General features: G+C 70.3%; 22 protein-coding genes. 17 read left to right on the forward strand and 5 right to left on the reverse strand.

Annotation, left to right across the window (positions count from 1 at the left end):
- Positions 1 to 90: 90 nt before the first annotated feature.
- The 4 genes from AWZ10_RS37575 to AWZ10_RS37590 all read left to right on the forward strand — a co-directional run bounded on the left by AWZ10_RS37575 (position 91) and on the right by AWZ10_RS37590 (position 4,974).
- The gene (locus tag AWZ10_RS37575; protein ID WP_060893246.1) at positions 91 to 2,121 is read left to right on the forward strand and encodes an FtsX-like permease family protein; all 2,031 of its coding nucleotides are present in this window, start codon (positions 91 to 93) and stop codon (positions 2,119 to 2,121) included.
- A 70-nt stretch (positions 2,122 to 2,191) separates the two neighbouring features.
- The gene (locus tag AWZ10_RS37580; RefSeq protein WP_060893247.1) at positions 2,192 to 3,202 is read left to right on the forward strand and encodes a YdcF family protein; all 1,011 of its coding nucleotides are present in this window, start codon (positions 2,192 to 2,194) and stop codon (positions 3,200 to 3,202) included.
- 178 nt (positions 3,203 to 3,380) lie between these two features.
- Positions 3,381 to 4,421, forward strand: a complete 1,041-nt coding sequence (locus AWZ10_RS37585; protein ID WP_079104595.1) for a DUF418 domain-containing protein — start codon at positions 3,381 to 3,383, stop codon at positions 4,419 to 4,421.
- 97 nt (positions 4,422 to 4,518) lie between these two features.
- Positions 4,519 to 4,974: a hypothetical protein gene (locus tag AWZ10_RS37590; protein WP_244172681.1), complete on the forward strand. Its 456-nt coding sequence runs from the start codon at positions 4,519 to 4,521 to the stop codon at positions 4,972 to 4,974.
- A 518-nt stretch (positions 4,975 to 5,492) separates the two neighbouring features.
- On the opposite strand, the gene AWZ10_RS37595 is transcribed toward AWZ10_RS37590, so the two are convergent.
- The gene (locus AWZ10_RS37595) at positions 5,493 to 5,948 is read right to left on the reverse strand and encodes a MarR family winged helix-turn-helix transcriptional regulator (RefSeq protein ID WP_046702411.1); all 456 of its coding nucleotides are present in this window, start codon (positions 5,946 to 5,948) and stop codon (positions 5,493 to 5,495) included.
- 72 nt (positions 5,949 to 6,020) lie between these two features.
- Between AWZ10_RS37595 and AWZ10_RS37600 the strand changes: the two genes are divergently transcribed.
- Positions 6,021 to 6,812 (forward strand): SDR family NAD(P)-dependent oxidoreductase, encoded by a 792-nt coding sequence (locus AWZ10_RS37600; RefSeq protein WP_046702410.1) that lies wholly within the window; start codon positions 6,021 to 6,023, stop codon positions 6,810 to 6,812.
- A gap of 29 nt (positions 6,813 to 6,841) precedes the next feature.
- Here the strand turns inward: AWZ10_RS37600 and AWZ10_RS56000 are convergent, their stop codons facing one another.
- A complete protein-coding gene (locus tag AWZ10_RS56000) occupies positions 6,842 to 7,084 on the reverse strand; it encodes a zinc-binding dehydrogenase (protein WP_060893249.1) in 243 nt (80 codons plus the stop codon).
- On the opposite strand from AWZ10_RS56000, the gene AWZ10_RS54410 reads away from it, so the two are divergent.
- The 6 genes from AWZ10_RS54410 (at position 6,977) to AWZ10_RS37630 (ending at position 13,147) form a co-directional block, all read left to right on the forward strand.
- Positions 6,977 to 7,324, forward strand: a complete 348-nt coding sequence (locus AWZ10_RS54410; RefSeq protein ID WP_456340305.1) for a transketolase-like TK C-terminal-containing protein — start codon at positions 6,977 to 6,979, stop codon at positions 7,322 to 7,324. The two genes, AWZ10_RS56000 and AWZ10_RS54410, sit on opposite strands and share 108 nt — an antisense overlap.
- Positions 7,325 to 7,544: 220 nt before the next feature.
- On the forward strand, positions 7,545 to 9,089 hold the full coding sequence (locus tag AWZ10_RS37615; RefSeq protein WP_159014881.1) for an aldehyde dehydrogenase family protein: 1,545 nt from the start codon (positions 7,545 to 7,547) through the stop codon (positions 9,087 to 9,089).
- A gap of 539 nt (positions 9,090 to 9,628) precedes the next feature.
- Positions 9,629 to 10,594, forward strand: a complete 966-nt coding sequence (locus tag AWZ10_RS37620) for an amidohydrolase family protein (protein WP_060893251.1) — start codon at positions 9,629 to 9,631, stop codon at positions 10,592 to 10,594.
- A 62-nt stretch (positions 10,595 to 10,656) separates the two neighbouring features.
- The gene (locus AWZ10_RS37625) at positions 10,657 to 11,400 is read left to right on the forward strand and encodes an NADP-dependent oxidoreductase (RefSeq protein WP_319110742.1); all 744 of its coding nucleotides are present in this window, start codon (positions 10,657 to 10,659) and stop codon (positions 11,398 to 11,400) included.
- Between the two features lie 36 nt (positions 11,401 to 11,436).
- Positions 11,437 to 11,577 carry a zinc-binding dehydrogenase gene (locus tag AWZ10_RS55555; RefSeq protein WP_319062283.1) on the forward strand — a complete coding sequence of 47 codons (141 nt, stop codon included), beginning with the start codon at positions 11,437 to 11,439 and terminating at the stop codon, positions 11,575 to 11,577.
- A gap of 79 nt (positions 11,578 to 11,656) precedes the next feature.
- Positions 11,657 to 13,147, forward strand: a complete 1,491-nt coding sequence (locus AWZ10_RS37630; protein WP_060893252.1) for an aldehyde dehydrogenase family protein — start codon at positions 11,657 to 11,659, stop codon at positions 13,145 to 13,147.
- Between the two features lie 106 nt (positions 13,148 to 13,253).
- On the opposite strand, the gene AWZ10_RS37635 is transcribed toward AWZ10_RS37630, so the two are convergent.
- Entirely contained in the window at positions 13,254 to 14,027 is a 774-nt protein-coding gene (locus AWZ10_RS37635; protein WP_063809829.1) for an IclR family transcriptional regulator, read from the reverse strand.
- Between the two features lie 118 nt (positions 14,028 to 14,145).
- Between AWZ10_RS37635 and AWZ10_RS37640 the strand changes: the two genes are divergently transcribed.
- From AWZ10_RS37640 to AWZ10_RS48905, 5 genes are read left to right on the forward strand one after another with little or no spacing between them, the layout of a single operon-like run.
- Positions 14,146 to 15,222 (forward strand): cupin domain-containing protein, encoded by a 1,077-nt coding sequence (locus AWZ10_RS37640; RefSeq protein WP_046703268.1) that lies wholly within the window; start codon positions 14,146 to 14,148, stop codon positions 15,220 to 15,222.
- Positions 15,219 to 16,049, forward strand: coding sequence for a fumarylacetoacetate hydrolase family protein (locus AWZ10_RS37645; protein ID WP_060893254.1), 831 nt, complete (start codon positions 15,219 to 15,221; stop codon positions 16,047 to 16,049). Before AWZ10_RS37640 ends, AWZ10_RS37645 begins: the two co-directional genes overlap by 4 nt.
- Positions 16,046 to 16,768 (forward strand): maleylpyruvate isomerase family mycothiol-dependent enzyme, encoded by a 723-nt coding sequence (locus AWZ10_RS37650; RefSeq protein WP_052769503.1) that lies wholly within the window; start codon positions 16,046 to 16,048, stop codon positions 16,766 to 16,768. Before AWZ10_RS37645 ends, AWZ10_RS37650 begins: the two co-directional genes overlap by 4 nt.
- A 13-nt stretch (positions 16,769 to 16,781) precedes the next feature.
- Complete coding sequence (locus AWZ10_RS50835; protein WP_240439534.1) at positions 16,782 to 17,459, forward strand: FAD-dependent monooxygenase; 678 nt, start codon at positions 16,782 to 16,784, stop codon at positions 17,457 to 17,459.
- Positions 17,460 to 17,479: 20 nt separating this feature from the next.
- A complete protein-coding gene (locus AWZ10_RS48905; RefSeq protein WP_240439533.1) occupies positions 17,480 to 17,989 on the forward strand; it encodes a hypothetical protein in 510 nt (169 codons plus the stop codon).
- A 337-nt stretch (positions 17,990 to 18,326) separates the two neighbouring features.
- Here the strand turns inward: AWZ10_RS48905 and AWZ10_RS37665 are convergent, their stop codons facing one another.
- Both AWZ10_RS37665 and AWZ10_RS37670 read right to left on the reverse strand, forming a co-directional pair.
- Positions 18,327 to 18,698 carry an antibiotic biosynthesis monooxygenase family protein gene (locus AWZ10_RS37665; RefSeq protein WP_060893256.1) on the reverse strand — a complete coding sequence of 124 codons (372 nt, stop codon included), beginning with the start codon at positions 18,696 to 18,698 and terminating at the stop codon, positions 18,327 to 18,329.
- A 167-nt stretch (positions 18,699 to 18,865) separates the two neighbouring features.
- Entirely contained in the window at positions 18,866 to 19,660 is a 795-nt protein-coding gene (locus tag AWZ10_RS37670; RefSeq protein ID WP_046703273.1) for an alpha/beta fold hydrolase, read from the reverse strand.
- Between the two features lie 142 nt (positions 19,661 to 19,802).
- On the opposite strand from AWZ10_RS37670, the gene AWZ10_RS37675 reads away from it, so the two are divergent.
- Positions 19,803 to 20,405, forward strand: coding sequence for a TetR/AcrR family transcriptional regulator (locus tag AWZ10_RS37675; protein ID WP_046703274.1), 603 nt, complete (start codon positions 19,803 to 19,805; stop codon positions 20,403 to 20,405).
- Positions 20,406 to 20,416: the final 11 nt, after the last annotated feature.

Here is a 20,416-nt window from a genome sequence, read left to right on the forward strand (position 1 = left end):
CGGGGCCGCAGGCGGGAACGGCGCCGCCCACGCCGCCCGGGGCACCGCCGGACGCCCGGCCGACGACGACGCGGACGCGAGGTACGACCGATGAGGGCACCGAACCCGAGGACGGCCCTGGACCGCACCACCTGGACCCTGACCTGGCGGCTGACCCGCGCCGGAGGCCGCACCGGGCTGCTGTCCACCTCCCTGTCCGTCGCCGCGGCCGCCATCAGCACCGCGCTCCTGCTGCTCTGCGTGGCCGTCAACCTCGGTTTCCAGCAGCGAGCCGACCGCATCGACTGGCGCACCCCCGTCAAGTCCGCGGCTCCCGTCGCCGTCGAGGCGGTCGGCACCACCTTCAGCGGCGGTACCCCCGTCACGGTCGTCGACGTGGCACAGCTCCCGGGCAAGAAGGCCCCCGCCCCGCCCGGCATGCCCCGCTTCCCCGAGCCGGGCGAGGTGTGGGTCTCCCCGGCCCTCGCCGACCTGTTCCACCGCCTTCCCGCCGACCGGCATCCCGTGCCCGGCACCGCGGCGGAGACCCTCGGCCGCGCGGCACTGGCCCACCCCGGCGAACTGGTCGCGGTCGTCGGCCACAGGCCGACCGCCGCCGCCGTCACCACCCCGCGCGAAGACGATGCACGCCGCCCCGGCGACACCGTCACCCCCACCCGGGTCGCCGACTTCACCGGCCAGCGCTCGACCGACGGCATCGGCAGCGGGTACGTGGCTCTCGCGAAGATCGCCACCATCCTCGTCGTCGTACCGCTGCTGGTCCTGGGCGCCTCCTCCGCCCGCCTGTCGGTCTCCCGCCGCGACCAGCGCCTCGCCGCACTGCGGCTCATCGGCGCCACCCCGGGCCGGATCGCCGGGATGACCGCCGCCGAGGCGGCCCTCACCGGCGCGGCGGGCGCGCTGCTGGGCACCATCGGATACGGACTGCTCCTGCCGGCCACCGCGCGGGTGTCCGTGGCGGGCGGCTCCTGGTACGCGGCAGACCTGTGGGTGGGGCTCCCGGTGCTGCTCGCCGTGCTCGCCGGTGTCGTCGCCATGGTGGTCGTCAGCGCGCTCGTCGGGCTGCGCCAGGTCGTCGTCGGCCCCCTGGGCGTGGCGCGCCGCTCCAAGCCACCCCGCATGAGCTTCCTGCGCGCCCTGGCCTTCGTCGCGGTGATCCTGGGCTACAGCTGGTACACCGAGGAGCACAAGAGTGATGTCAGTGACGTCAACGGCCCCCTGGTGTTCTTCGCCCTGGTCTTCCTCGCCCTGTCCGTGATCGGCCCGTGGGTGGTCGGCGTCCTCGGGCGGATCATCTGCGCCCTTGCCCAGAAGCCGGCGACCCTGCTGGCCGGCCGCCGCCTGCTGGACGATCCCAAGAGCGGCTGGCGTACGGTCTCCGGGCTCACCCTCGCCGGGTTCGTGGCCGGGTTCTTCGCTCTCTTCGGGATCTCCGGCGTCTCGCCGTGGGGACATCCGGACACCCTTGCCATGGCTGTTCCCAAGGCTCGGGTGGCCGTGGTCCAACAGGAGGCGCGGCACCGCCTGGAACACGCGGGGGTCACCGCCACCGTCGGCACAAACACCGACTGGGTCGCCCAGGGGGGCGAGAACACCGTGCAGGTCGTAGCCACCGTGCCCGGCGGCACCGAGAAGCTGGACAGAGCCCGCACCGCGCTGACGTCCCTCGTACCCGGCCAGTACCCAGTCACCGGAACCGACGTCAACTGGTCGACCAGGTTGTTCGCAGACGATTTCGCCGCCGCCACCCGGGTCGTCCTCGGCGTCACCTTCATCACCGCGATCGCCTCCGCGGGCATCACCGCGGCATCCTCCGTCCTGGACCGCCGCCGCACCTACGGCCTGCTCCGCCTCGCGGGTACCCCGCTGCGGACCCTGGACGCGGCCCGCCGCAAGGAGACCCTCCTCCCCGTGGCCGTCCTCGCCGGCGGAGCAGCCCTGACCGGCATCTTCACCGCCTCCCCGCTCACCCTCGGTAGCGGCACATCTGTCGACACCGGCGGCATGGCCCTGCTCGCCCTGTGCTTCGGCGTCGGCGTCGCGGGACTGCTGGCGGCCGGCGCGCTCAGCCGCCCGCTGCTGAGGTCGGTCACGGAGCAGTCGGGCCCACGCCCCGAGTAACAGGCCACCGCCGTACCCGCATCCCGGGCCAGGGCAACGCCCCGCCGATCAGCAAAGGTGACAACAACCCATGCCTACCGTCATTTTCGCGTTCCTCGCCGGGCTGGCCTTCCTGCTCTTCCTGGCCAGGACGCGGCAAGACCCCCGCCGCTTCGGCAACGCCGTCCTCCTCGGACTGTGCCTCGTCCTGCTGACCTTGGCGCTGCTCGCCCAAGTGGCAGCCGGCAGCGCGCCCGCACCACTCCTCGCGGCGGTGACCCTCGCCTTCGCGCTGTTGGCTCTGGGGGTGCTGGCCATCGCGTTCTTCCTGATCGCGAACGGGGTGACGATGGTCCGCAAGGAGGGCCGACGCCCCGCCAACCTGCTTTCCGGGCTGGCGGGGCTGGCCGTCCTCGGCTGCGTCACGCTCACCGTGACGGCCGCCGACCTCGACTCGCCGCCATTGCGGCGCGTCGACGGAGCGGTCCTCCTCGTGGCCGGCTACGTCTCGTACGTCTTCCTGTCGTTCCTCGCCTATGCCTTCCTCTACGCGCGGCTGAAGGTCCGTCACGACGTGGACTTCGTCGTCGTCCTCGGCTCCGGGCTGGTCGGCGGCTCCCGGGTGCCGCCCCTGCTGGCGAGCAGACTGGAGCGGGCGCGCGCGGTGTACGAGGCGCAGGCGGCGCGGGGTACGCCGCCCGTGCTGGTCACCTCCGGCGGCCAGGGCCCCGACGAGGACCTGCCCGAGGCCGAGGCGATGGCCGACTACCTCATCGCCCGTGGCGTCCCGGAGCGGCATGTCGTACGGGAGAACCGCTCGCGCACCACGGAGGAGAATCTGCGCTTCAGCGAGGCGCTCATGCGGGAACGCGTGCCGGACCACCGGTGTGTGGTCGTCACCAACAACTTCCACGTCTTCCGCGGCGCCCTGACGGCCCGGCGCACCGGCGTGAACGGCCAGGTCATCGGCTCGCCCACCGCCGCCTACTTCTGGCCCAGCGCGACCATCCGCGAGTTCGCCGCGATCTTCCTGCACTACCGGACGGTCAACCTCGGCTCGTGCGTGCTGCTCGCCCTGATGGGATTTTTTCTCCCCTCCTGAGACTGGGGTCCCGTCCTCGAATCGCGCTGCACGGGCCCGAGTTCGGGCCCGCCTCGGCACGGCCTCGGAACGGTCTCCTCGGCCGAGCTCCCCGCGGAAGGAGATCGGCCCGGGGGCCGAGGCCGATCGGCCGCCGGGCCGAAGCGCTCAGCCACCACTCGAAAGCATCGTTGGCCTCATGAATCTCACGACTCCGGCGCTCGGCGACACAGCACCAACTCCGGTTCCCCGGCGGGAAACCGCACGGCGGATCACCGCCCTCGACGCCCTGCGCGGCTTTGCGCTCTGCGGCATCCTCCTGGTGAACGTCAACCAGATCACGCCCATGAATCAGGTAGACAGCGCCCACCACTGGTACCCCATCGCAAAGTTCCTCGACCTGTTCGTCCAGGAACGCTTCTTCCCGATCTTCTGCTTCCTCTTCGGGCTCAGCTTCGCGATCTTCCTGGACAGTGCCGCCCAGCGCTCGGACCGTCCCCGGCTGCTCCTGACGCGCCGGCTGATCGCTCTGGGCCTGCTCGGCGCCGCCCACCAACTCCTCCAGCCCGGTGAGGCGCTGGCACCGTACGCGATCGCCGGACTCGTCATCCTGGTGCCTGCCACCTGGCTGCCGACCTGGCTGGTGCTGACCGGCGGCCTGCTGGGCACCGTCGCCTCGGTCACCCTGGTCAGCGGCGGAATTCTCAGCATCCCGGGCCTGTTCCTGCTCGGCCTGGCGGTCGCCCGCCTCGGCATCGCCCACACCCTGGACCGCCGCACCGGCCAACTGGCCGCCGTTCTCGCCCTGGCGGCCCCGGCGGCAGCCGCCGCGGTGTGGTGCCAGCACACCTATTCGTCGCTCGGGCCGTTCGCCACCCGCATCGCCGCCGAAGCCGGCCTGCTCGGCGCCCTCACCTACGCCACCGCCTTGCTGCTCCTGCTGCGCGCGCCGCTCGGCCGTCCGTTGTCGGCGGTGCTGGAACCGCTCGGCCGGATGGCACTGACCAACTACATCACCGCCACACTCGCCATCACCGCCGCCTCCCCGCTGCTCGGCCTCAAGGACTCCGGGCGCTGGGGCACCGCCATGCTGCTGGCCGCGGGGATCATCGCGGTGCAGGCACCCTTCAGCCACTGGTGGCTGCGCCGGTTCCGCTACGGGCCCCTGGAGTGGTGCCTGCGCTGCGTCACCTGGTGGTGCATCGTGCCCATCGCCCGCTCCCGAGTGGCAGCCGCCTGAAACGGGGCCGACGCGCACGACCGGAAACCGGGGGCGACCACGCGAGGCGGCAGGGTCAGGCGGAACGTCGGGTGCAGTGCCCAACCACCTCGCCGGTATGGCAAGCGGCGCCACGAGCACGTTCCGTGACCTGGGGTTCGCCCTCGGCCCCGCGATCATCGGTGCCATCGCGCTGGGCCGCGCCGCCAAGGAGATCGGCCGCACCCTGGCCGGCAATCCAGGGCTGAGCGAGGCTTGTGCGGCTTTCCAGGCCTCGCCGGCCCATGCTCCCGCGGACCAGAAAGCGGAGCTGGAAGCGGCAGTTCACGCCGTGGCATCGGGCCCGCTCGGAGCCAACTCGGTCCCGGCCGAGGTCCCACTGCCCAATGGCCAGGTCGCACCCCTCAACCCGCTCAAGGACATCGCTTTCGGCGTCCTCAGCCACAGTTTCCCCATCGCGTACGTGGTCGGTGGCGTGGCTGCTCTGGTGGCAGCGGCACTCACCCTCGTGGGAGGGTGCGGGGGCACGGGCCAGGCTCATCTCGACGACGACCCGCACACCCTCGACGGCTGACCGCCTCACGAACATGCCGGCGCCGGGCCACCGGCAGCAGGCCGGCCGGGACGACCGGAGCGCCCGCCGCGACCGCGCGCCCGGGCCGCCCCGAGCACCAGTCGAGGGCGGAACGCTCGTCACGGCGGAGGCACTGGCCGGGACCGGTGGTGGATGCCTGCTGGCCGCGGGTGACGCGAAGCGCCGGTAGCGAGTGTGAAACGACACGCTTCGCGCCTGCTGTGCGGACCGAGCTGGTCGTTTGCCACCGGGCCACCTCGGTGTGCGTCAGCATCAGCGCTGAACCCCGACGGCAGACACCGTCATACGCCCTTGGGGGCGAGGACGATGTCGAAGCGCACCCGGCTCCATGTGCCGTCGAGCGGATTCTCGCCAGGCTCGAACTGCGGGACCGAGCTCAAGCGGTCACCCATACCTACGAGATCGGCCTCGCCGAGCCCACCAACCGGCCACCGGTTGCCACGTGAACCGGGTTCGCCTGGCCCGACGGCAGTCAAACTGAGAGCGCCGCCGCGAGGTCAGTCCTCGCGAATCGTCTCGGTCACCCGGTCGAGCAGCGCCCGCATCTGCGCCGAATCCTCCGGGCCGAGGTCACCGGTGATCTGCCGCTCGATGTCGGCGATCACTTTGTCGGCCGCGCGCAGCGCTTCCCGACCGGCGTCGGTGAGATGCAGTTCCTGGATGTGCCGGTGGCGCGGATGCTCGCGTCTCTCCAACTGCCCGCGGCTCTCCAGACGCGCCACCAGTGAGGCGATGGCCTGGGGGGTTACGTTGAGGCGGCGGGCAAGTTCGGCGCCGGTCAGACCCGGTTCGTCGTGCACGGAGATCAGGAGCGTGTAGTGCGCCGCCGCCAGGCCCAGCGGGCGCAGTCGCTGCTCCTTGAGGCTCTGCACGGCCAGTTCCGCGCGGCGCAAAGCCCAGGTCACTCGGTCAAGCGCGCCGAGCTCGACGGGCTCCTCGTCATTTCGTATCACGCGAGAAGGATACGACACTTAAGAGCAATCAAGCGTTTGACACTTGCCTAGCGGTTGAGGAATGCTGGTCGCATGAATCGCACCATTGCTCTGATCACTGGCGCCTCCTCCGGCATCGGCGCCGCCTACGCCCGTCTCCTGGCAGATGACCACGACCTCGTTCTGGTGGCGCGACGCGCCGACCGGCTCGCCGACCTGGCCGAGGAACTCCGCGCCCATGGAGCGGCCGTCGAGGTGCTGCCCGCCGACCTCATGACCCATGACGGCATCGACGCTGTCACCGTCCGCCTGGCCGCCGGGGACGTGCGCATGCTGATCAGCAACGCCGGCGCCGGCGGTTACGCCCCGCTCGCCGACGTCGACCCTGCCGACATCGACCGCCTGCTCACCCTCAACGCCGTCGCCCCCGTCCGGCTGGTCCACGCCGCACTTCCCGGAATGCTCGCGGCAGGCGAAGGCGCGATCGTCACTGTCGCCTCGCTCCTCGCCTTCAGTGCGGGCCTCACCGACGCGCGAGCGCCCCGGCGCACCCTGTATGTCGCCGCGAAGGCCGCCACCCTGGGCTTCACCCGCACCCTTGCCAATGAACTCGCCGACACCCCCCTCCGGGTCCAGGTCGTGTGCCCCGGCGTCGTGGCCACGGAGTGGAACAGCGGCGCCGGCCACAACATCCCCTGGGCGATGACGCCCCAGGATGTGGCATCGGCCAGCCTGGCCGGGCTGCGCCTCGGTGAGACCGTCTGCGCCCCCGGTCTGGAGAATCTGGACTCCGCCCTGGACGCCTTGCTCACCGCAGAGACCGCCTTTGGCGTGGGCGGCAACCAGCCCACACTCGCCGCTCGGTACACAGATCCGCGAGCCTAGGGCAGTCGCGCCGGCGGTCTGCGGCCCAGTTAGGGCAGGAGGAGTACTTTGCCGGTCTGCCGATGGCTTTCCAGGTAGGTGTGGGCCTCAGTCGCCTCTGCGAGGGGGTAGGCCCGGTCGATGATCGGCTGGATCTTTCCGTCTGCCAGCAGTTGGTTCCGGAGGTGCTGGCGGCCGCTGATCGGCTGGCTCAGGTCGGCGTCCCGGCGGATGTGGTGTGTGTCACCAGCCCCGACCTCCTGTACCGGGCGGTGCGCGCCGGGCAGGGCCACGAACAGGCCGAGTCCTGGGTGCTGGATCAGGTCTTCCCGACCGAGCGCGCCACCCCGCTGGTCACCGTTCTCGACGGCCATCCGCACACCCTGGCCTTCCTGGCCACCGTCAACGGTGTTCCTGTCTCCTCCCTCGGCGTGACTCGGTTCGGACGGTCCGGATCGATCGAGGACGTCTACCGCCATCACGGGCTCGATGCGGACAGCATCGTTCGCGCCGCCCTCGACGTGACCGCCTGAGACGCAAGAGGCTTACTGCCTATCAAGCGCTTGACACTTGCCAGCGGATTGATAATCTTGTACTTGCTGCGGCCCTCGGGCCAGCTGAAGTCATTCATGTCGGCGCGCACCCGCTGTCACGCAGCGGCCCTTCACCGCGCCGGAGACCGCGTCCGTCATCTGCCATCACCCTCGAGGTGCTGCTCGGGCGCAGGCGGTCGTAAGAAAGTGGGAGAAACCCGTGACCAACAACATTCCAATGATCACGCGTGACGGAGTTCTCGGACAGGACGGGAGCGAGGTGGTCACCGTCGATCAAGCCACCGGAGCCGAGTTCGCCCGGTACCCCGTGGCCGGCAAGGAAGAGGCGGCCGCGGCCGTCGCCGCCGCCCGCTCGGTCGCCGCGCCCTGGTGGGACCTCGGATTCGAGGGCCGCACGGAGCGGCTGCGCGCGTGGCGGCGGGAGATCGCCGTGAGCGGCGAGGAGGGGGTCGCCCTCATTCACGCCGAGAACGGCAAGCCCCTCGATGAGGCCCGCCTGGAGGTGCTCGGGATTCTGGAGCACGTGCAGTACGCCATCGAGAACGCTGAGCGCGTGCTGGGACGCCGGGAGGTCCCGGACAGCCCCACCGTGCCCAACCAGCGAGCGTGGGTTGAGTACCAGCCCTACGGCGTCGTCGGCGTCATCGGCCCGTGGAACTTTCCCCTGCTCACGCCGGGGGCCATCCTGATCGAGGCGATCGCGGCCGGAAACGCCGCCATTCTCAAGCCCAGCCAGATCACGCCCGGCGTCGGGGAGTGGATCGTCCGGACCTGGCAGCGCGCGGTCCCCGACTTCCCGAACGTCCTGCAGTGTCTCAACGGGTTCGGGGCCACCGGTGGAGCGCTCATCGAGGCCGGCCTGAACAAGCTCGCGTTCACCGGCAGCGTCGCCACGGGCAAGACGGTGGCCGCCCAGTGTGCGCAGACCCTGACCCCCGTTCTGCTGGAACTCGGGGGCAAGGACGGCGTCATCGTGGCCGAGGACGCCGACCTGGACGAAGCCGCCAGGCACATCGTCTGGGGCGCCATGCAGAACACTGGACACGGCTGCATCAGCCTCGAAGTGGCCTACGTCGCCGAGTCGGTTCACGACGAGTTCGTCGAGAAGATCAGCGATCTCGCCAAGCAGATACGCGTCGGCAGCGACGAGGACGCGGAGATCGGGCCGGTTCCCCTGCCCACCCAGATCCCGATCATCCGGGAGCACATCCAGGACGCTCTCGATCGCGGCGCGACAGCCACTGTCGGTGGCATCGAGGCAGTGGGGGAGCGCTATGTCACTCCCACCATCCTCGTCGGCGTGAGCCCCGACGCCCTGGCGGTGACGGAGGAGACGTTCGGTCCCACGCTGGCCGTCGTCAAGGTCACCGACACGGAGGAGGCCATCGCCCACATCAACGGCGGCCGGTACGGACTGGGCAGCGCGGTCTTCAGCCGCGACCGCGGCGAAGCCATCGCCCGGCAGCTCCGCGTCGGAATGACCAGCATCAACGACGCCCTGGTGTTCTCCATCAACCCCGCCGTGCCCTTCGGCGGTCGCGGCGACAGCGGCTACGGGCGCAAGCAAGGGGAGGAAGGGCTCCGGGAGTTCGCCTACCCGCACTCCTTCACCGCCAAGACCGGCCCCGCCCAGTTCTCGGCCACCACCTTCGGCAGGCCCGCGGGCGCGATGGCGGGTGCCCTCGCCGGCGTTCGCAACAGGATCCTGGCCGAGGGCGGCGAGAAGGCCGACCCGACCAGCTGACCAACTGACGGGCAGAGGCGAACGGTTCGGGCCGAGCCCGGTCCGGCATCCACCTCGTCACGCGACCGGTCGTTGACCGGCCTGGCACCGGGTTCGAGACAGCGCACGACCTCGGACCCGGTCGCCGGACGCGGCCCGCCGATGGTGCGAGCCGACCACAACCAGCCGAGGCCATGCCCGCCGACACAACTCGACGGCGGCGGCTCGGAGGGGCATCGGACCACCGGGAGAAAACGACGCGCACCTTCGCGGAGCGCGACAGCGATTGGTACGTCCCGACAACCACCGCGCCACCATCGAGGGAGAGCGGGCATGTCCAACGAACGTCCCGTCCAAGGCGTGGCTCCACCCGCCGAGCCCTCGACCACAGCCACCCGGCGAAGATTCCTTGCTGCGACCGCCGCTGCCGGAGGAGCCACCGTGGCCGGCGGTCTGGTCGCGGGACAATCCGCGCTCGCCGCCGAGGCAGCGCCTGGCAGCCGTGCCTCCACGACGGTCGGCGGCTCGAAAGGCCATGGGAACGCCAAGGGGAGAAGAAGATGCGCATCGTAGCTGTGGAAGAAGCGTTCTCCATCCCCGGAGCCATCCGGCAGGAGGCAGCGATCCGTCAGCGCTTGGAGGCAACGGACGAGACCAAGCGGGAGTGGTTCCGGCGCCTGGACGACGTGACCGAGCTGCGGCTGGAGGACATGGACGCCAACGGCGTCGACATGCAGGTCCTCTCGTACTCCACGCCTGGCCTGGAAGTGATCGAGGATCCGGCGGAGGCGGTGGTCGTGGCGCGGCGGGTCAACGACTATCTGGCCAAGGCGGTCGCCAGTCATCCGAACCGGTTCGCGGGCTTCGCGGTGCTTCCGCTGCAGGACCCGAAGGCCGCGGTCGTGGAGCTGCGTCGGGCGGTGAAGGAACTCGGGCTCAAGGGTGTGCTGTACAACGACCATGTACGGGGGCACTACCTGGACGAGCCGCAGTTCAGGCCCGTATGGGCCGAGCTGGAGCGCCTCGGCGTGACGCTGTATCTGCATCCGGCTGTCATTCCGGCCGACAACTGGCGTGTCTTCGACGGGTATCCCGTGCTGGTCGGGCCGTCCTGGGGCTGGACCGCGACGGTGGGCGCCCATGCGCTCCGGCTGATCTACGGCGGCGTGTTCGACGAGTTCCCGGGCGCGTCAGTCACGTTGGGACACATGGGCGAGCTGCTGCCGTTCCAGATGGCTCGGCTCGACAGCCGCTACCCCGCCCAAGTTCCGGTTGAGAAGAGGGTGCAGCACCAGCCCTCGTACTACCTGCGGAACAACGTGTACGCCACTACCAGCGGAGTGATGTCCCATGCCGCGCTGCTGGGAGCCGTCCATGCCGTCGGTGTCGACCGGGTGCTGTTCTCCATCGACTACCCGTTCGAGTCCAGCGCCGAGGCGGTGGCGTTCCTGCGTTCCGCACCGTACGCGCAGGCCGACCTCGCGCGCATCGCGCACGGTAACGCCGAACGCATTCTGGGGCTGTGAACGACCGACCGTCCGCGTGGTCCCGCATTTCCTTCACCCGCGGCGCGACCTGAGGAGCCACGATGTCAAAAGCAGTGCGATTCGCCGAGTACGGCGGCATCGACGTACTGAACGTGGTCGACGTCGAGCGGACCGGGCCCGGTGAACGCCAGCTCCTCGTCAGGGTGTTGGCGGCCGGGATCAACCCGGGCGAGGCGGCGATCCGGCAGGGGTTGCTGCACGACAGGTTTCCGGCGACGTTTCCGTCGGGGCAGGGCAGCGACCTCGCCGGGATCGTCGAGGAACTCGGCGCGGGAGCCGACGGATTCGCCGTCGGTGACGAAGTGATCGGCTTCACCCGTAAGCGGGCCAGCCACGCCGAGTACGCGATCGTCGACGAGGACGACCTCACCCCCCGACCGGCGGGCGTCCCATGGGACCAGGCAGGCGCGCTCTTCGTCGCCGGGACCACGGCGTACGCGGCGGTACACGCCGTCAGGGTCAAGCGTGGCGAGACGGTCGTCGTCTCCGGGGCCGCGGGTGGAGTGGGCTCTCTCGTCGTCCAACTCGCCCGGCACGCCGGAGCCACCGTCATCGGCCTGGCCAGCGAGCCCCACCACGCCTGGCTGGCCCGGCACGGAGCGATCCCACTGACCTACGGCGAGGATGTTGGCGAGCGCATCCGCGCGGCGGCCGACGGCACGATCGACGCCTTCATCGACACCTTCGGCGCGCCCTACATCGAACTGGCCCTGGAACTCGGTGTACCCGGTGAACGGATCAACACGATCATCGACTTCCCCGGCGCGGCGAAGCACGGCACCTAGGCGGAGGACAGCGCGGCGGCGGCAAGCGCCGACGTTCTGCGGGACCTTGCCACGCTGATCGCCGACGGGGATCCGGAGATCCCCGTCGCAGGCGTCTACCGGCTCGACGAAGTCCGGGAGGCCTTCCGGGAGCTGGAACGCCGACACACGAACGGCAAGATCGTTCTCAGGCCCTGAGGGGCCGTCATCGACCGGCTGCCACCGCATCCTGCGAGCGAGCCGTCAGACCCAGCACACCCCTGAACGGAGCAAGGCCGTGGCCAAGTCGTCACAACCCGAGATCCGCACCCGGTGGTCGTCCCAGGACGCCGCCGATCAGTTCACCGTCGACAACCCCGCGACCGGCGCGCCCCTGGCCGTTGTCCAGGGCGCCGGCGACAAGGAAGTCGACCAGGCCGTACAGGCGGCCTACGACGCGCACTTCTCCTGGAAGGCCCGCACCGCCCGCGAGCGCGGCAGCTGGCTGCGGAAGATCGCTCAGGCGATACGCGAGCACGCCGACGAGATCGCGACCCTGGAGTGCAGCGACAACGGCAAACCCCTGACCCAGGCGCGCAACGGGGACGTGAACGCGGCGATCGGGCTCTTCGAGTACTTCGCGAGTCTGTGCGACTCCATGCCCGGCCAGGTCAACGACGGCGGAAGCCTGCTGGACATCACGGTGCTCGAACCCTACGGCGTCATCGCCGCGATCGTGCCGTTCAACTGGCCGCCGATCCACACCGCCAGCAAGCTGGCCCCGGCGCTGGCCGTCGGCAACGCGGTGGTGATCAAGCCGCCGGAGCAGGCCCCGCTCTCCGCCATGCGCATGGTGGAGATCATCCAGTCCGTCCTGCCGGACGACGTGGTCCACATCCTTCCCGGCACCGGCTCGATCGGGTCCCGGCTCGCCGGCCACCCGCTCGTCGGCAAGATCTCGTTCACCGGGTCGCCCACCACCGGCGTCTCGGTCATCAAGACCGCGGCCGACAACCTGACGCCGACCCTGATGGAGCTCGGCGGCAAGGACCCGTTCATCATCTTCGAGGACGCGGACCTCGACCTGGCGCTGCCGTGGGCGATCGAGGGCGGCCTCTTCAACCAGGGTGAGGCCTGCACCTCGGCGTCCCGCGTCCTCGTCCACATCGACATCTACGACGAGGTCGCGCGCCGCTACGGCAACGCGGTGAAGCGGCTGCGCGTCGGCAACGGCATCGATCCCGGCACGCACATCGGACCGATGGTGTCCGCCGCCCAGCGCAAGCGGGTGCTGGACTACATCGACATCGGTATCCAGGAGGGTGCCACGATCGCGGCGCAGGCGCCGCTCCCCGACGACCCGGAGCTGGCGGGCGGCTACTACGTCGCGCCGACACTGTTCACCGGCGTTCGCCCGGACATGCGCATCGCGCAGGAGGAGATCTTCGGCCCGGTCATCTCGATGATCCCGTTCCATGACGAGGACGAGGCCGTCAGGATCGCCAACGGCACCGAATTCGGCCTGGTCGCCGCGGTGTTCACGCCGGATTCCGAGCGCGCGCTGCGGGTCAGCCGCGCCCTGCACACCGGGTTCGTCTTCGTGAACAACTACAACCGGAACTTCACGGGCACGCCGTTCGGCGGAGTCGGTGCGAGCGGCTACGGCCGGGAGACTTCGGCGCAAACCCTGGGCGAGTACGGCTACAGCAAGAGCATCCGCCTGGTCTCCGGGAGGGGCGAGATGCCGCGCTGGGCGCCGTCCCTGGAGGTGACCGGACACGACAAGTGAACAACCCGGTCTTCGAGGCGGCGTAACCCGCCTCGAAGACGCGAAGACGCGAAGACGCGGCGTGCGGCACCCTTGAGACGGATGGTGTCGCACGCCGTCGCGCCGTTCACAGCCCCTGACCGATGTCCTGCACGGCTGCCAGCAAGGGACGGGACAACGCCGCCAGGCTCGCGCGGGTGCACCGGACCGACGGAGCCGCGACCGCCACGGCGGCCACCGCGGTGCCCGTGCGATCGCGCACACAGGCACCGACGGCGTGCACTCCGCGTTCGCTCTCCTGCAGGTTGATCGCGTAGCCGTCCCGTCGTACCGCCACCAGCTCGTTGAACAGGCGTTCCACGTCGCAAGAAGCGGTGGCCAACTCCCCGGGGAGCCCGTTGGGGTAGAGGGCCCGGAGCCGGTCCGCCGGCAGTGCCGCGAGCATGGCCTTGCCGCCCGAGGTCACGTGGGCGGGCAGGAGCGTGCCGGTGCGGTAGCTGACCCGCAGCGCCTGTGGGCCCTCCACGCCGTCCAGGAAGCGGGCTCCGTTGCCATCGAGCACCATCAGGTGGGTCGTCTCACGGACGGCGTCCGCCAGCCGTTGCAGGTGGGGGTGGGCGATGGTGATCAGGTCCGGGGGAGGGGCGGCCTGGCTTCCCCTGATCGCCTGCAGAGCCGGCCCCGGCCGGTACACCTTGTGGCGGTCCTGCGCCGCGAATCCCTCGAAGACGAGCATCGCGAGGATGCGGTGAGCGGTCGAGCGCGCGACTCCGAGCCGGTCGGCGACGTCCATCACCCGCAGCTCGTCGAACTCGTGCAGTAGCCGGACGACGCGCAGGGCGTTGCCGGCGGCGCTCACCGGATACGAAGGGCTGGGCGAAGGACCGGCTGAATTCTCCATAGCGGAATTCTACACTTCATGGATTCCGTTGGGGGGAACGGCGGCATAGCGTCAGGACCAGCGCTGAACGATGCGCGCTTCTTCCGGCGGTCGCCGAACACACGACCTGGAGGTCTCCGTGACCGATACCACCAGCGAACAGACCGAGCGCAAGCTGCTCGACGAGCTGTACGCGGACTTCGAGGACGCGGGTCTGATCCCGCTGTGGACGCAGGTGGACGGCCTCATGCCGATGTCGCCCCAGCCCGCCGCGGTACCGCACCTCTGGCGGTGGAGGGAACTGCTGCCCATCGCGCAGCGCTCCGGAGAGCTCGTACCGGTCGGGCGTGGCGGCGAGCGCCGTGCCATGGCACTGTCCAACCCCGGCCTGCCGGGCCTTCCCTTCGCCACCCCGACCCTGTGGACCGCGATCCAGTACCTGGGGCCGCGCGAGGTCGCCCCCTCGCACCGGCACAGCCAGGGAGCCTTCCGGTTCGTTCTCGAAGGCGAGGGTGTGTGGACCAACGTCGACGGCGACGCGGTCGCGATGCGGCGGGGTGACCTGCTGCTCACGCCGAGCTGGGCCTTCCATGAGCACCAGAACGTCACCGACAAGCCGATGGCCTGGCTCGACGGACTCGACATCCCCCTCGTCTCCAAGCTGGACGCGGGCTTCTTCGAGTTCGGACCCGACGAACTCTCCACCCGCGAAACCCCCGAACGCTCGCGCGGTGAGCGACTGTGGGGCCACCCCGGGCTGCGCCCGATCAGCCGGCCCGACCAGCCCAACTCCCCGCTGGGCGCCTACCGCTGGGAGCACACCGACGCCGCCCTGACCGCCCAACTGGAGCTGGAGGACGAAGGCGTACCCGGCGTGCTCGAGCCCGGGCACGCCGGAGTCCGCTTCTCCAACCCGACCACCGGCCGGGACGCCCTGGTCACCATGCGCACCGAGATGCGCCGACTGCGGGCCGGTGCACAGACCGCCTCCGTGCGTTCGGTCGGCTCCGCGGTCTGGCAGGTGTTCGAGGGTGAGGCGGTCGCCCGTGTCGGTGACAAGGTCTTCGAGATCGCCACGGGCGACCTGTTCGTCGTCCCGTCCTGGTGCGAGGTCTCGCTGTCCGCCCGCACGCAGGTCGACCTGTTCCGTTTCAGCGACGAGCCCGTCTACGAAGCCCTGGGACTCGCCCGTACCTCCCGAGGAGAACACAAGTGAAGCTCGCCACCATCCGGGTCAACGGCACCACGCGCGCCGTCCGTGTCGACGAGGGCAAGGCGGTGGACCTCGGCGAGAGCGACCTGGTGGCCTTCCTGCGCCACGGTGACTGGGCGGCGCGTGCCGCGGACGCCGTCGGCGAAGCGTACGAAGGTGCCCTGGACTACGCCCCCGTCGTCGTTGCGCCGGAGAAGGTCGTGTGTGTCGGCCTCAACTACCGCACCCACATTCTGGAGATGGGCCGCGAACTCCCCTCGCACCCCACGCTGTTCTCCAAGTTCGCGCGAGCGCTGGTCGGAGCGTACGACGACGTGACCCTGCCCGCCGGGTCCACGCAGATGGACTGGGAGGCCGAACTCGGCGTCGTCATCGGTGCCGAGGTCCGGCACGCGGACACGGAGCGGGCGCGGGCCGCCATCGCCGGGTACACCGTGCTGAACGACGTCACCGCCCGGGACTGGCAGTACCGCACCACCCAGTGGGACCAGGGCAAGACGTTCGAGGCCACCACCCCCATCGGACCGTGGCTGGTGACCGCCGACGACCCGGCGGTGTCCGCCCAGGGCCTGAGTCTGACCTGTGAAGTCGATGGCGACACGGTCCAGAAGGCCGACACCGGTGACCTCGTCTTCGACCCGGCAACGCTGGTCGCGTACCTGTCCGAGATCGTCACTCTGGTGCCCGGCGACGTGATCGCCACCGGCACTCCGGGCGGGGTCGGCCACGCCCGCAAGCCCGCCCGCTATCTGCAGGACGGTACGGCCCTCGTCACCCGGATCGAGGGGATCGGAGAGTGCCGCAACACCTGTCGCCGGGAGACACGGTGAGCGCACGACCGGCCGCGATGCTGGAGTGGGCGGCCAAGGGCACAGCGGCCTTCGAAGCCGCCGTGGACTGGCTGACCGACTCCGGGCTCACCATGCCCTCGTACCTGCCGGGCTGGAGCAGGGCCCACGTCGTCGCCCATGTCGCCCGCAATGCCGACGCCCTCGTCAACCTGCTGACCTGGGCGCGGACAGGTGTCGAGACGCCCATGTACGCAAGCGGCGACCAGCGTGCGCGCGAGATCGAGGAAGGTGCCCGGCGGCCGACCGAGGAGCTGCGTGCTGTCCTGCTCGCGGCCGACGGCCGTCTCGCCGAGGAACTCGCCGCACTGCCGGACGAGTGCTGGGAAGCGACCGTCCGCACCGCGCGAGGCCGTGAGGTACCTGTCTCCCAGGTGCCCTGGATGCGAGTGCGCGAGGTGTGGGTCCACACCGTCGACCTGAACATCACCACCTTCGACGATGTCCCGCACGAGGTGTGCGCGGCGCTCGTCGACGACGTCGCCGCCGCTTTCCGGGCCCGTCCGGACTGTCCCCCCGTCGAGCTACGGATCAAGGGCGACGTCCGTACCTGGTCCCTGGGCGCGCCCGGCAGCGCGGAGCCGATCGTGGTGAGCGGTGACCTGCCCAGTCTGGCTGCCTACGCGACCGGACGCCCTGTGCCCGGCCCTCTGTATCCCGTCGGCCGGGAATCCCCGCCGAGGCTGCCCGCGTGGCTGTGAGCGCGAAGGAAAGATGATGAAAGTTGCCTGCATCGGCGCAGGTCCAGGAGGGCTGTTCTTCGCGACACTGCTGAAGCGGAGCCGGCCCGGCGCCGAGGTCGTGGTCTTCGAACGCAACGGCCCCGACGACACGTTCGGATTCGGAGTGGTCTTCTCCGACGCCACCCTCGACGCCATCGACGCCGCCGACCCCGTCCTCAGTGAGGCGCTGGAGAAGCACGGCCGGCACTGGGACGACATCGAGGTCCGCGTGCACGGTGCACGGGAACGCGTCGGCGGCATGGGCATGGCCGCTGTCGTACGCAAGACGCTGCTGAGCCTGTTGCAGGAGCGGGCCCGCGCCGAGGGCGTTCGGATGCGCTTCCAGCACGAGATCCGTGATCCCGCCGAGCTGGACGACTTCGACCTGGTCGTGGTGTGCGACGGCGCCAACAGCCGCTTCCGCACGGTGTTCGCCGACGACTTCGGACCGACGGCGGACGTGGCGAGCGCGAAGTTCGTCTGGTTCGGCACCTCGTACATGTTCGACGGGCTCACCTTCGTCCACCAGGACGGCCCCCATGGTGTCTTCGCCGCCCACGCCTATCCGATCAGCGACTCGCTGAGCACCTTCATCGTCGAGACCGACGCCGACTCCTGGGCCAGGGCCGGACTCGATACTCGGGCTTCCTCACCCCGCGCCGACGGCTGACGGCCAGTTTCGTCCCGGGCGTGGCCGATCTGGAACCGGGCCCGGTGGCGGTCGTGGCCGCCAGTGGCGGAGTGAACCACACGCTGGCCTTCGCCCTTGCCGAGGCCGGCGTCGGCCTGCGCCTGGGGGTCGGGTTGGGCAACAGCCTGGACGTCACCCAGGCCGACGTCCTGCTCCACCTCGCCGAGGACGAGGACGTAGGGGCCGTCGCCCTGCACGTGGAGACCGCCGCGGAAGGGCGCCGTCTCACCGAGGCCGTACGCCGCCTGACTGACCGGGTACCCGTCGTGGCCCTGGTCGTCGGACGCAGCGACATCGGCGACTTCGCCCGCTCCCAGACCGGAGCCCTGGCCACCTCCTGGCGCGTCACCAAGGCAGCGTTGCGGCAGGCCGGAGCCGTCCTCGTCGACGACGAACGCGACCTCGTCGACGCCGTCACCGCGCTCAGCCGCGTACGTCTCCCCCCCACCCACGCCAGCGGTGTGACAGGGTTCGCCGCCGCGGAGGGCGGGCCGATGACGTTGCGGTGATGCTCCCGCCTAGCCGGAGGGAGTCAAAGCTGCTCTGCCGGCCTTCTGGCGGTACCCGGGAAACAGCTCCAGGTACCGCCGTCACCGTCCCCTGCCCTGACCGTCGGACCAGCAACGGGAAGTGCCCGCCTCCTGGTGGTCGGCCTCACGCCTCCTCGCGCACGTCCTGCCGTTGGGTTTCTCTCTGCGCGGACCAGGCCGAGCACGTAGAGCACCGGCCGGAAGGTCAGCGGGAACAGATCGGCGTCATCGGCGCGAGTCGGCGGCTGACCAGGGACTACACGTCGCCACACGTCGTGTGCGTGGCGAACGGCAGCCCGAAATCGGGGAGCGGCCGTCATTCCCCTTCGCAGACGCCCTCGACAGCGAACTTCTGGTACAGGTGCGGGTAGGCGACAGTGCCGTCAGGGTAGCCCTGCAGGTGCGCGGCGAACTCCGGCGTGCCGAGCGCTGCGCGGAGGTGTTCGGTGGATTTCCAGACCGCGACGTTGGTGAACAGCCGGCTGGCGCCGATGCCCCGGTACAGCTGCACCGAGAGGAGGCTCCCCGACTTCTTCATGTACTCCGCGTCGTCCGTCCAGGCGGCCACCACCTCGTCCTCCTTGCCTTCCGGAGCGACAAACGTGTTGATGATGGTGACCGGGCCGGCCTTCTCCTTCTGCTGGTCGTGGAAGTGGGTGGACTCGTCGAGTTGTCCGAAACCGAGCATGATTCCTCCATGGAATCGAGGGGGAGGTGGGTCTACCGACCCACTGGGATTCAAGTGATCCGGGACCGGGAGGCACCCGTCTGCGTGATGGTGAGTCGTGATCGATGGGCGGTCCGCGGGAGGGACTACGCCGATGACCGCCGCGTGGCCCCGCCAGTGGTGTGCGTTCAGGCGTTGTGCTTGCCGAGGAAGTCGGTGATGAGCTGCTGCCACTCCTCGGTCCGCTCCAGCATCGGCAGGTGGCCGGTGGCGATTTCCGCGAGCTGGGCGCCGGGGATGCTCTCGGCGAGCTGGCGGTGCAGGGCGACGGAGGTGAGCCGGTCGTCGGTGGTCGAAACGACCAGGGTGGGGACCTTGATGCCGGCGAGGTCGTCCCGGACGTCGACCTGGCCGACGAGGTCGGTCTGCTCGGAGCTGCCGTCGGCCGCGCCGGCGGCGACGTAGCCGAGGGTCTGCCGCAGTTGCTCGGACGGCATCGACTCCAGCGCCTGGGTGCCGAGGGCCATCATGAGCTGGAATTCGGCGAGCAGTTCGCGGTCGCCGGACGCGGCGATCTTGCTCCAGACCGAGGAGGCGAGAGCGAGCCGGTTGTCGCGGTGCGGGAAGGCGGCGGTCAGGACGAGCGCGGTGACGCGCTCGGGGTGGCGGGTGGCGGCGCGGATGGCGACCGGGCCGCCGAGGGAGTAGCCGGACACGGCGAACCGGTCGAGGCCCTCTGCGTCGGCGGCGGCGACGAGCTGGTCGGCGAGGTCGTCGACGGACAGCGGGGTCGTGGAGCGGGGCGTCTCGCCGCTGCCGGGGTAGTCGATGCCGACGACGGTGTGGCGGGCGGCGAGCCCTTCCAGGACGGGGCCGTAGGTGCCGGCCAGGCTGCTGCCGGCACCGTGGGCGAGGAGCAGACCGGGGCCGGACCCGAGGCGAGTACGGGCGAACGCGGGCGCGAGCAGGTTGCGAGATGACATGGCCAACTACCTTTCACAGTCACCGACACGCAAGGAATCATCCAGTGCGTGTGATTGCTCTTCATTTGTATCACCCGCAGCGTATGATTCGAGATGTGACGTCAATCACACTCGCCGTATGATTTGCCGATAGGGTGGTGGCATGAAGGAGCCTCCCCACCGCCGCCAGCCGACGCCGGGCAACCCGCGCGTGCAGCGCACCCGCAACCGCGTGCTGGCCGTCGCGCGAGAACTGCTGCCTCAGGTCGGACCGGCCGGGCTGACCTACGCCCTACTGGCCGAGCGGGCTGATGTCACCCGTCAGACCCTCTACCGGCACTGGCCCAACCGGGCCGCACTGCTCTTCGACCTCGTCCTCGAAGGCCCTGACCTCGGCAACTACCCCGAACCGGGCACCGACGTGGGCGCCGTGGCCACCGCCTGGCTGAAGAGCCTGCGTGCCGGGGTCAGCGTGCCGTCTGTGCGAACCGCGGCTCTGGCCGTCACCGCCCAGGCCGACCACGACCCCGACAGCGCCCGGGCACTCGTCCGCATCGGCGAGGACCGCTACATCGGCTTCAACAGGCTGCTGGAGCCTTCGGGCATCCAGATCAGCGACGACGAGTTCACCCTGCTGTACGGGCCCGTCCTCGCCCGGCTCTTCCTCGACCGCGGCCAGGTCACCGACGCCTTCATCGACGCCGTCGTGGCCCAGTGGCTCACCATGCTCCGTCGCGCCGGAGCACCGCAGGACTCGGAGCAGTAGTCACCGAGAGC

It is taken from the genome of Streptomyces europaeiscabiei, from assembly GCF_001550375.1.
GTDB lineage: Bacteria > Actinomycetota > Actinomycetes > Streptomycetales > Streptomycetaceae > Streptomyces > Streptomyces europaeiscabiei.

What these genes read in the sequence shown, in the direction of transcription:
- AWZ10_RS37665 (WP_060893256.1), bottom strand. Translation starts at nt 18,698, where the DNA reads ATGCTCGGTTTCGGACAACTCGACGAGTCCACCCACTTCCACGACCAG.
- AWZ10_RS37590 (WP_244172681.1), top strand. Translation starts at nt 4,519, where the DNA reads ATGGCAAGCGGCGCCACGAGCACGTTCCGTGACCTGGGGTTCGCCCTC.
- AWZ10_RS50835 (WP_240439534.1), top strand. Translation starts at nt 16,782, where the DNA reads ATGATGAAAGTTGCCTGCATCGGCGCAGGTCCAGGAGGGCTGTTCTTC.
- AWZ10_RS37600 (WP_046702410.1), top strand. Translation starts at nt 6,021, where the DNA reads ATGAATCGCACCATTGCTCTGATCACTGGCGCCTCCTCCGGCATCGGC.
- AWZ10_RS37635 (WP_063809829.1), bottom strand. Translation starts at nt 14,027, where the DNA reads ATGGAGAATTCAGCCGGTCCTTCGCCCAGCCCTTCGTATCCGGTGAGC.
- AWZ10_RS37575 (WP_060893246.1), top strand. Translation starts at nt 91, where the DNA reads ATGAGGGCACCGAACCCGAGGACGGCCCTGGACCGCACCACCTGGACC.
- AWZ10_RS37670 (WP_046703273.1), bottom strand. Translation starts at nt 19,660, where the DNA reads ATGTCATCTCGCAACCTGCTCGCGCCCGCGTTCGCCCGTACTCGCCTC.
- AWZ10_RS37620 (WP_060893251.1), top strand. Translation starts at nt 9,629, where the DNA reads ATGCGCATCGTAGCTGTGGAAGAAGCGTTCTCCATCCCCGGAGCCATC.
- AWZ10_RS37675 (WP_046703274.1), top strand. Translation starts at nt 19,803, where the DNA reads ATGAAGGAGCCTCCCCACCGCCGCCAGCCGACGCCGGGCAACCCGCGC.
- AWZ10_RS37580 (WP_060893247.1), top strand. Translation starts at nt 2,192, where the DNA reads ATGCCTACCGTCATTTTCGCGTTCCTCGCCGGGCTGGCCTTCCTGCTC.
- AWZ10_RS37625 (WP_319110742.1), top strand. Translation starts at nt 10,657, where the DNA reads ATGTCAAAAGCAGTGCGATTCGCCGAGTACGGCGGCATCGACGTACTG.
- AWZ10_RS37585 (WP_079104595.1), top strand. Translation starts at nt 3,381, where the DNA reads ATGAATCTCACGACTCCGGCGCTCGGCGACACAGCACCAACTCCGGTT.